The 8940-nt window shown below is 70.4% G+C and carries 8 protein-coding genes; 6 read left to right on the top strand and 2 right to left on the bottom strand.

The genetic code is table 11. The annotated features are described in order from the left end of the window. Nucleotides 1-164: 164 nt before the first annotated feature. Nucleotides 165-1721, bottom strand: coding sequence for an alpha-N-arabinofuranosidase (locus ACP93_RS18400; protein ID WP_048492112.1), 1557 nt, complete (start codon nucleotides 1719-1721; stop codon nucleotides 165-167). 409 nt (nucleotides 1722-2130) lie between these two features. On the opposite strand from ACP93_RS18400, the gene ACP93_RS18395 reads away from it, so the two are divergent. Then, nucleotides 2131-3195 (top strand): aldose epimerase family protein, encoded by a 1065-nt coding sequence (locus tag ACP93_RS18395; protein WP_048492108.1) that lies wholly within the window; start codon nucleotides 2131-2133, stop codon nucleotides 3193-3195. Nucleotides 3196-3324: 129 nt separating this feature from the next. On the opposite strand, the gene ccsA is transcribed toward ACP93_RS18395, so the two are convergent. After that, complete coding sequence (gene ccsA, locus ACP93_RS18390) at nucleotides 3325-4119, bottom strand: cytochrome C assembly family protein (RefSeq protein WP_048492107.1); 795 nt, start codon at nucleotides 4117-4119, stop codon at nucleotides 3325-3327. A gap of 105 nt (nucleotides 4120-4224) precedes the next feature. On the opposite strand from ccsA, the gene ffh reads away from it, so the two are divergent. The 5 genes from ffh (at nucleotide 4225) to rimM (ending at nucleotide 8874) form a co-directional block, all read left to right on the top strand. Beyond that, nucleotides 4225-5595, top strand: coding sequence for a signal recognition particle protein (gene ffh, locus ACP93_RS18385; RefSeq protein ID WP_048492106.1), 1371 nt, complete (start codon nucleotides 4225-4227; stop codon nucleotides 5593-5595). A 422-nt stretch (nucleotides 5596-6017) separates the two neighbouring features. Further along, on the top strand, nucleotides 6018-7088 hold the full coding sequence (locus ACP93_RS18380) for an NAD(P)H-dependent flavin oxidoreductase (RefSeq protein WP_048492105.1): 1071 nt from the start codon (nucleotides 6018-6020) through the stop codon (nucleotides 7086-7088). Then, on the top strand, nucleotides 7085-7885 hold the full coding sequence (locus ACP93_RS18375; protein WP_048492104.1) for an aminotransferase class IV family protein: 801 nt from the start codon (nucleotides 7085-7087) through the stop codon (nucleotides 7883-7885). Before ACP93_RS18380 ends, ACP93_RS18375 begins: the two co-directional genes overlap by 4 nt. A 174-nt stretch (nucleotides 7886-8059) precedes the next feature. After that, a complete protein-coding gene (rpsP, locus tag ACP93_RS18370; protein ID WP_048492103.1) occupies nucleotides 8060-8320 on the top strand; it encodes a 30S ribosomal protein S16 in 261 nt (86 codons plus the stop codon). 41 nt (nucleotides 8321-8361) lie between these two features. Further along, the gene (rimM, locus tag ACP93_RS18365) at nucleotides 8362-8874 is read left to right on the top strand and encodes a ribosome maturation factor RimM (RefSeq protein WP_048492102.1); all 513 of its coding nucleotides are present in this window, start codon (nucleotides 8362-8364) and stop codon (nucleotides 8872-8874) included. The last annotated feature ends 66 nt before the right edge of the window (nucleotides 8875-8940 follow it).

The raw sequence follows: 8940 nt of genomic DNA, 5'->3' as shown, positions 1-8940 counted from the left end.
TTTTTTTACTGTTGCTGGGACCCTCTTGGTTCGACCGTTATGGGGCGTTCGGCGGGGTCAGCTGGTTATAGGGGACAGTCCAAGGGCACGCGCGCCAGTGGCGCGCAAGCCGTGCCCAGTCGCCCCGGCGGGAGAGGGGCTGGCAGCGCGGCAGCGGCTTGGGACTACTGCAGCTTCAGCATCACGATCGCCTTGGCTGGCAGCGCCACCTGCAGCGTGTCGCCCTGCAGGCGCGCGCCATGGAATGCGGCCGGGCGCACCGCCTGCGGCTGCGCGAAGGTGTTGAGCGCGTCGATGGCCGGGGCGGTCAGGATCTGCCCGCCGACGCCGCGCGCCTGCACGCCGTCGACCTGCACCGCGACGTCGGCGCTGCGGTTGGGGTCCAGATTGGTCAGCGCCACGTACACCTGCCCGTCCTTGGCCCGCACCGCCGAGCCGTGCACCGCCGGTACCGTGTAGTCGGCATGCCGGTAGTCCGGCGTGCTGATCTGCAGCGGCAGCGCGGTCGCATCCTGGTACGGCTTGTACAGCATGAACACGTGGTAGGTCGGGGTGAGCAGCATCCTGTCGCCGTCGGTGAGGATCATCGCCTGCAGCACGTTGACCATCTGTGCGATGTTGGCCATGCGCACACGGTCGGCGTGCTGGACGAAGATGTCCAGGTTGAGCGAGGCCACCAGCGCATCGCGCAAGGTGTTCTGCTGGTGCAGGAAGCCCGGGTTCGCGTCGGGCAGGCCCTTGTACCAGGTGCCCCATTCGTCGACCACGAGCGCGATCTTCTTGTCCGGGTCGTACTTGTCCATGATCGCACTGTGCTTGCTGATCAACTCATCCATCCGCAGCGTGCGCGACAGCGTTTCGATCCAGGCCGCCTCGTCGAAGCTGGTGGAAGAGGCGCGCGGCGGCCAGCCGCCGGGCACGGTGTAGTAGTGCAGGCTCAGGCCGTCCATGAACTTGCCGGCCTCGCGCATCATCACCTCGGTCCAGTGGTAGTCGTCTTCGTTCGGGCCGGGCGCGATCTTGAGGATCGTCTGGTCGGCCGGCGCCTTGACGAAGGTCTGGTAGCGGCGGAACACGTCGGCGGCGTACTCGGCGCGCATGTTGCCGCCGCAGCCCCACAGCTCGTTGCCCACGCCGAAGAACGGCACCTTCCATGGCGCCTGGCGGCCGTTGCGGCGGCGCTGTTCGGCCAGGGTCGAACGCGTGGGCGCGGTCATGTATTCCACCCACTGCGCCATCTCGTCCGGCGCCGCATCGCCGACGTTGCCGGCCACGTAGGCCTGCGTGCCGAGCAATTCGGTGAAATCCATGAACTCGTGAGTGCCGAAGCTGTTGGGTTCCTCCAAGCCGCCCCAGTGGGTGTTGACGCTGGTCGGGCGCTGGCTGCGCGGGCCGATACCGTCGCGCCAGTGGTACTCGTCGGCGAAGCAGCCGCCGGGCCAGCGGATGTCCGGGACGTCCAGCGCCTTCAGCGCCGCGACCACGTCGTTGCGGTAGCCGCGGGTGTTGGGGATCTTCGAGTCCGGGCCGACCCAGACGCCGCCGTAGATGCCGGTGCCCAGGTGCTCGGCGAACTGCCCGAACAGGTGGCGCGACACCGCGGCGCCGGGCTGGTCGGCATGCAGGGTGCCGCGCACCTCGACGTCGGCGGCCTGGGCCAGCGTGGCGGCCAGTGCCAGGCCGAGCGTCGCGGCGATCCGCGGCAGTCGCCGCCAACACATCACACGCTGCTGCAGGAAACGGGGCGAACGCATCGGGAGCTCCTTGTCGGGTAGGGCGGCGCCATCGCCAGCGCGGCTTGGGAGTGACGGCCGGCATGCGGCCTTGGCCGTGAAAGCCCAGGCGCTGCCATATTCGGGCGCGCAACCCCCGGCACGATCGCGTCCGTGCCTGTCCCCGGTGTGCCCCTATCCCGAGCATAGAAGACACGTGAAGGGCGAACCAATGCCCAAATGCGACGCCGCCATATCGGAATTGCAATGCGCGGCGCGGAGCTGCACGCGGTTCGTTCCCAGAACGTGTGCGATATCGCATAGCGCACCCCCGATGCCCGCACAGCGATGGCCGCGTCGCGCCATCGCTGGTTATGCTGCGGACCCCGCGCATGCGCATCACCCCCCAGGCTCCTGCATGTCCTCGCTCTTCGGTCATCTTCCCGACGGTACCGCCATCCAGCGCATGGTCCTGGACAGCGGCGACGGCCTGCGCGCCGAGTTGCTGACCTACGGCGGCCTGCTGCGCAGCCTGCGCCTGCAGGGCACGCACGGCGATACCGAGCTGGTTTTGGGGCTGCCGACGCTGCAGGACTACCTGCAGGACCCGGCCTACCTGGGCGTGCTGGTCGGGCGCTTCGGCAACCGCATCGCCGGATCGGCCTTCACCCTCGATGGCCGGCATTACGCGGTCACCGCCAACGAGGGCGCCAACCACCTGCACGGCGGCGCGCTGGGCTTCGGCCGCCGGGTGTGGACGGTGCTGGCGCAGACCGAGCGCATGCTGCAGTTGCGCTACGACTCGCCAGCCGGCGAGGAGGGCTATCCGGGCAACGTGTCGGTGGAAGCGACCTATCGTGTCGAAGGCCGTTGCCTGAGCGTCGAATTCGTCGCGCAGACCGATGCGCCGACCCCGCTCAATCTCACCCATCACCCGTATTTCAACCTGGCCGGCGATGCCGCGGTGCCGGCCGCGGCGCAGTGGCTGCGGGTGCCGGCGGATCGCTACCTACCGGTTGACGACGCGGCGCTGCTGCCGCGCGGCGAGGTCGCCACGGTGGCCGGCACGCCGTTCGATTTCCGCCAGGCGCGGTCCATCGCCGACAAGGACATCGCTGCCGACCCGCAACTGTCGCTCAGCGCCGGCTATGACCACTGCCTGGTGCTGGCCGACGGTCACGACTGCACCGCGCTGCTGTACTCGCCGCACAGCGGCGTGGCCATGCGCATCGCCAGCCCGATGCCGGCCGTGCAGCTGTACGAGGGCCAGGGCCTGGACCGGCAGCATCCGGCGCTGGGACGCGGCATCTGCCTGGAGCCGCAGGGTTACCCGGACGCGCCGAACCAGCCGGGCTTTCCCGACTGCATCCTGCGCCCTGGCCAGATCTACCGGCACCGCATCGCGTACCAGTTCGCCGAAGTCGGCCGCGACGCCGACTGGGCGACGGTGGAGGCGGCGCTGGCGGGGCAGGGCCCCCGTTGATGCGTGGGACGTCGTAGGAGCGGCTTCAGCCGCGACCGGGCGTTCCCAGGAATGCCCGGTCGCGGCTGATCCCGAAAAGGGGGACAAGAGCCGCTCCTACAAAACGCGCGCCGCGCCAGGCTGTGCGGACTACTGCGCGTGCCCCAGCACCAGTTCGATCACGAACTTGCTGCCGAAGAACGACAGCAGTAGGAGCACCATTGCCGCCAGGGTCCAGTGCACCGCCTTGACCCCGCGCCAGCCGTAGCGCCAGCGGCCGAACAGCAGCGCGCCGAACACGATCCACGACAGCACGCTGAGCACGGTCTTGTGCACCAGCCGCTGCGCCAGGAAATCCTGCACGAACAGCACGCCGGTCAGCAGGGTCAGGGTCAGCAGGATGAAGCCGACCACGATGGTGCGGAACAGCAGCGTCTCCAGCGCGGTCAGTGGCGGCAGCGCGCGCAGCCAGGGATGGAAGTCGCGGCGCCGCAGCGCGCGCTCCTGCAGCCACAGCATCACCGCCAGCAGGGCGGCGATGCCCAGCGTGGCGTAGGCCAGCAGCGCCAGCCAGGCGTGCAACTGCAGCCGCCAGTCCAGCACCGGCGCCGGCTCGTGGCCGTAGCCGTGGTAGGCCAGCAGCAGCGCCGCCGACAGCGGGAACACCACCACGCCCAGCGCGGCCATGCGCCCACTGGCGCCGACCAGCGCGGTCATCAGCGCCATGCCCAGGCTGACCAGCGACAGCGCGGCGAAGAAGTGCATGTCCGGGCCGCCGGCGGTGTGCAGGGCGACCTGCACGTGATAGCCCGCATGCAGGGCCACCGCCGGCAGGGCCGGCCACAGCCAGGCCCGGCTGCGGTCCACCCGGTCGCGCACCACCGCGCCGACCAGCAGGCCGGTGGCGGCCAGGTACAGCAGGGCGGCGAGGACGGTGATGAGCATCGTGCCAGTTTCGCATATCGGGCCGGGGGCCGTGATGGCGGCGCCCGGGATCGCCGGTGCGCCCGGCTATAATCGGCGGCCGTTTCCCGTCCGCGACCCGCCCGCATGTTCGAATCCCTCACCCAACGCCTCTCCCGCACCATGCAGCGCCTGCGCGGCCGCGGTCGCCTGACCGAGGAGAACATCCGCGAAGCGACCCGCGAAGTGCGCATCGCGCTGCTCGAGGCCGACGTCGCCCTGCCGGTGGTGCAGGCGCTGATCGAGCGCATCAAGGTGCGCGCGGTCGGCCAGGAAGTGCTCAAGAGCCTTACCCCGGGCCAGGCGCTGATCAAGGTGGTGCGCGACGAGCTGACCGCGGTGATGGGCTCGGCCGCCAGCGACCTCAACCTCAACGTGCCGGCGCCGGCGATCGTGCTGATGGCCGGCCTGCAGGGCGCGGGCAAGACCACCACGGTCGGCAAGCTGGCCAAGCACCTGAAGGAAAAGCGCAAGAAGAAGGTGATGGTGGTATCGGCGGACGTCTACCGCCCGGCCGCGATCGAGCAGCTCAAGACCCTGGCCGAGCAGGTCGGGGTGCTGTTCTTCCCGTCCGAGGCCTCGCAGAAGCCGGTGGACATCGTCCGCGCCGCCATCGCCGACGCGCGCAAGTCGTTCGTCGACGTGCTGCTGGTGGATACCGCCGGCCGCCTCGCCATCGACGAAGCGATGATGGCCGAGATCAAGGCGCTGCACGCGGCGATCGTCCCGGCCGAGACGCTGTTCGTGGTCGACGCGATGACCGGCCAGGACGCGGCCAACACCGCCAAGGCGTTCAGCGAAGCGCTGCCGCTGACCGGCGTGGTGCTGACCAAGACCGACGGCGACGCCCGCGGCGGCGCCGCGCTGAGCGTGCGCTACATCACCGGCAAGCCGATCAAGTTCATCGGCGTCGGCGAGAAGCCCGACGGCCTGGACGTGTTCCATCCCGATCGCCTAGCCAGCCGCATCCTGGACATGGGCGACGTGCTGTCGCTGGTCGAGCAGGTCGAGCACCAGGTCGACAAGGACAAGGCGCAGAAGCTCGCCGAGAAGGTCGCCAAGGGCAAGAAGTTCGACCTCAACGACATGCGCGACCAGCTCGAGCAGATGCAGAACATGGGTGGCCTGTCCGGGCTGATGGACAAGCTGCCGGGCATGGGCCAGATCCCCGACCACCTCAAGCAGCAGGTCGCCGGCAACAAGGACGTGCCGCGCATGATCGCCATCATCGGCTCGATGACCAAGAAGGAGCGGCGCAACCCGGGCCTGCTCAACGGCTCGCGCCGCGCACGCATCGCCCGCGGCTCCGGTACCCAGCCGGCCGACGTCAACAAGCTGATGAAGCAGTATCAGCAGATGGAAAAGATGATGAGCAAGATGGCCGGCGGCGGCATGAAGGGGCTGATGCGCGGCATGAAGGGCATGATGGGCGGCCGCGGCGGCCTGCCGTTCCGCTGAGCCTCGAGAAGCCCCTCGCCCCCGGAGCGGGGGTGGGTTGAGGGTACGGCAGCACGCAGCGCACTGGCGCCGCCCAACCCTCATCCGCTTTTCCGTGGCAACCTCCCTCGAAAAGCGCCAAGGTCCCGAGAGAGAAGGGCGGTAAAAGCCCCTCTCCCCCCGGTAGAGGGGTTGGGGTGAGGGTAGGGGGCGAAGCCTTCCCAGCCATGCAACGAAGCGCAACGTGACAGTGCCTGACGCAGGAACGTCCTGCGTCGGCGCGCACCCGGGTGACGTCCACGCGCCATCTCGCGCTCCTCATCGGGCGCCGTCCCGGGCTCTGCTTTCCGCCCTGCGCCTGTCGCGCGACGCGACCACGGCGCAGACGCCGGCGATATCATTCGCGGCATCCTCCGACGCGCCGCGACTGCAGCCCCGATGCCATGAACGACGCTCTCCAGCACCGCGTCAGCGCCTTCTGCGCCCGATTCGGCCTGCGCCTGCCGATTCTGCTCAGCCCGATGGCCGGCGCCTGCCCGGTGCCGCTGTCGGCCGCGGTTGCCGCGGCCGGCGGCATGGGCGCGATGGGCGCGGTGCTGTCGGCGCCGCAGGACATCGTGGCGTGGATGGACGCGTTCCGCGCTGCCGGCGACGGCCTGGCGCAGATCAATCTGTGGGTGCCGGATCCACCGCCCGTGCGCGATGCCGCCGCCGAAGCCGACACGCGCGCCTTTCTGGGTACATGGGGGCCGCCGGTCGATGCCGCCGCCGGCGATGCGGCGCCGGCCGACTTCGACGCCCAGTTCGAGGCCCTGCTCGCGGCGCGTCCGGCGGTGGCCTCGTCGATCATGGGCCTGTTCCGGCCGGACCAGGTGCAGCGCCTGCAGCAGGCCGGGATCGCCTGGTTCGCCTGCGCCACCACCCTGGACGAGGCGCTGGCCGCGCAGGCCGCCGGCGCCGATGCGGTGGTTGCGCAGGGCGCCGAGGCCGGCGGCCACCGCGGTGCCTTCGAAGCCGGCAGCGCCGAGCGGCAGTTGACCGGGCTGTTCGCGCTGCTGCCGCGGCTGGCCGACCATCTGCAGATCCCGGTGATCGCCGCCGGCGGCATCGGCGACGGCCGCGGCATCGCCGCCGCATTGACCCTGGGCGCGAGCGCGGTGCAGATCGGCACCGCGCTGCTGCGCAGTCCGGAGGCGGCGCTGGCACCGGCCTGGGCGGATGCGCTGGCCCAGGCCGAACCCGAGCAGACCACGTTGACCCGCGCCTTCTCCGGCCGCCTGGGCCGGGCACTGGTCACCGACTACGTGCGCGCCGCCGCCGCGTCGGACGCGCCGCCGCCGCGGCCGTACCCGGTGCAGCGTGGGCTGACTGCGCCGATGCGCCAGGCCGCGCAGCGCGCCGACCGCCTGGCGACGATGCAGGCCTGGGCCGGGCAGTCGGCCTGGATGGCGCCGGCCGAGCCCGCGGCAGAACTGCTGGCGCGCTGGTGGGCGCAGGCACAGGCCTTGTTGTGAGCGCACAGGTCTTCCATCACGGGCAGCCGGCGGGCGCCGAACTGCTGGCCGCGGCCGCGCTGGTGAACTACGGGCACTTCAGCACCATGCAGGTGCGCAATGGCGCCGTGCGCGGGTTCGACCTGCATCTGCAGCGGCTGCAACAGGCCAACACGGCGCTGTTCGGCAATGCTTTACCGGCCGATCGCGTGCGCGACGACCTGCGCGCGGCCTTGGCCGCGTTCGGCAGGGGCGATGCGTCGCTGCGCGTCACCGTGTTCTCTCCGGCATTCAGCCTGCGCCGGGCCGACGCCGACTGCGCGGTGGAACTGCTGGTGTCGCTGGCGGAACCGGCGCAGGCCGATTCTGCGCCGCTGCGCCTGCGCAGCAGCGTGTTCGCACGCGAGGCGGCGCAGTTCAAGCACGTCGGCACCTTCGGCGCGTTCCACCAGCGCCGCCTGGCGCTGCAGGCCGGCAGCGACGACGCGCTGTTCGTCGACGCGCAGGGGCAGGTGGCCGAAGGGCCGACCTGGAACCTGGGGCTGTGGGATGGGGCGTGCCTGCACTGGCCGCAGGCACCGGCGCTGCGCGGTACCCAGGAGCGGCTGCTGCAGGCCGGGCTCGCCGCGCTGGGCGTGGCGCAGGAAGTGCGGCCGATGTCGCTCCACGAATTCGGTCCGGACGTGACCGCCTTCACCTGCAACGCCCGTGGGCAGCAGGCGGTGGCGTCAGTGGACGGGCGCATGCTGCGCCCGGCCGCGGACCTATTGGCCATGCTGGAGGCCGCGCTGCACACCCAGCCCTGGCAGGCGATCTGAGCACTCCGTGGACGGCCATCGCGGCATGGCTGCCGCTCCTGGCGAATCCCCAATCTCGAATACCCAATCCCGCGGCCGCAGGCCACAGCCCAGACTTGGCAGGGCCGGGGCCGGCCGCTATACTCGTTGGTTCACCGCGCCATCCTGGCGACTGGGCAATACTGGAAACTCACCATGGTCAAGATCCGCCTTACCCGTGGCGGCGCCAAGAAGCGCCCCTTCTACCACATCATCGTCACCGACGTGCGCAGCGCGCGCGACGGCCGCAACATCGAACGCGTCGGTTACTACAACCCGGTCGCCCAGGGCGCCGAGCCGCGCGTGGTGCTGGACCTGGCCCGCGTCGACCATTGGGTGTCCAATGGCGCGCAGCTGACCGACAAGGTGCGCAACCTGTACAGGGAAGCCACCAAGAACCAGGCCGCCGCGGCCTGATTCCGCGGGCCGCGCCTGGCGCGGCCCTTGCGTTTGCGCCAATGAAAGACAGCCAGCGCCGCATCCTGCTCGGTCGGGTCCTCGGCGCGTTCGGCATCCGTGGCGAGGCCAAGCTCGAGTCCTGGACCGAGCCGCGCCTCGCCATTTTCTGTTATCAGCCCTGGATCGTGCGCAAGCCCGACGGCAGCGAGAGCAGCCTCAATGGCGTGCGCGGCCGCGAGTCCGGCAAGTACCTGATCGCCACGCTGCCCGAGGTCACCGACCGCGACGCCGTGGAAGCCCTGCGCGGCACCGAGATCTACGTGGCGCGCAGCAGCCTGCCGCCGCCGCGCCCGGACGAGTACTACTGGGTGGACCTGGAAGGCCTGGACGTGCGCACCGTCGACGGCGTGGCGCTGGGGCAGGTGTCGCACCTGTTCTCCACCGGCGCCAACGACGTGCTGGTGGTGCGCGGCGACCGCGAACGGCTGGTGCCGTTCGTGCAGCCGGACTACATCAAGTCGGTGGATTTCGAGGCCAACCTGGTCGTAGTCGACTGGGACCCAGAGTTCTGAGCGATGCCGGCACGCGCCGGCCCCGCTGTTGCGTTTACGAATCCCCAATTCCGACTCCCCAATCCC

It is taken from the genome of Xanthomonas sp. NCPPB 1128, from assembly GCF_001043115.1.
GTDB lineage: Bacteria > Pseudomonadota > Gammaproteobacteria > Xanthomonadales > Xanthomonadaceae > Xanthomonas_A.
The sequence above is the reverse complement of the archived record's forward strand: the minus strand, read 5'-3'. Positions and strand labels throughout refer to the sequence as shown.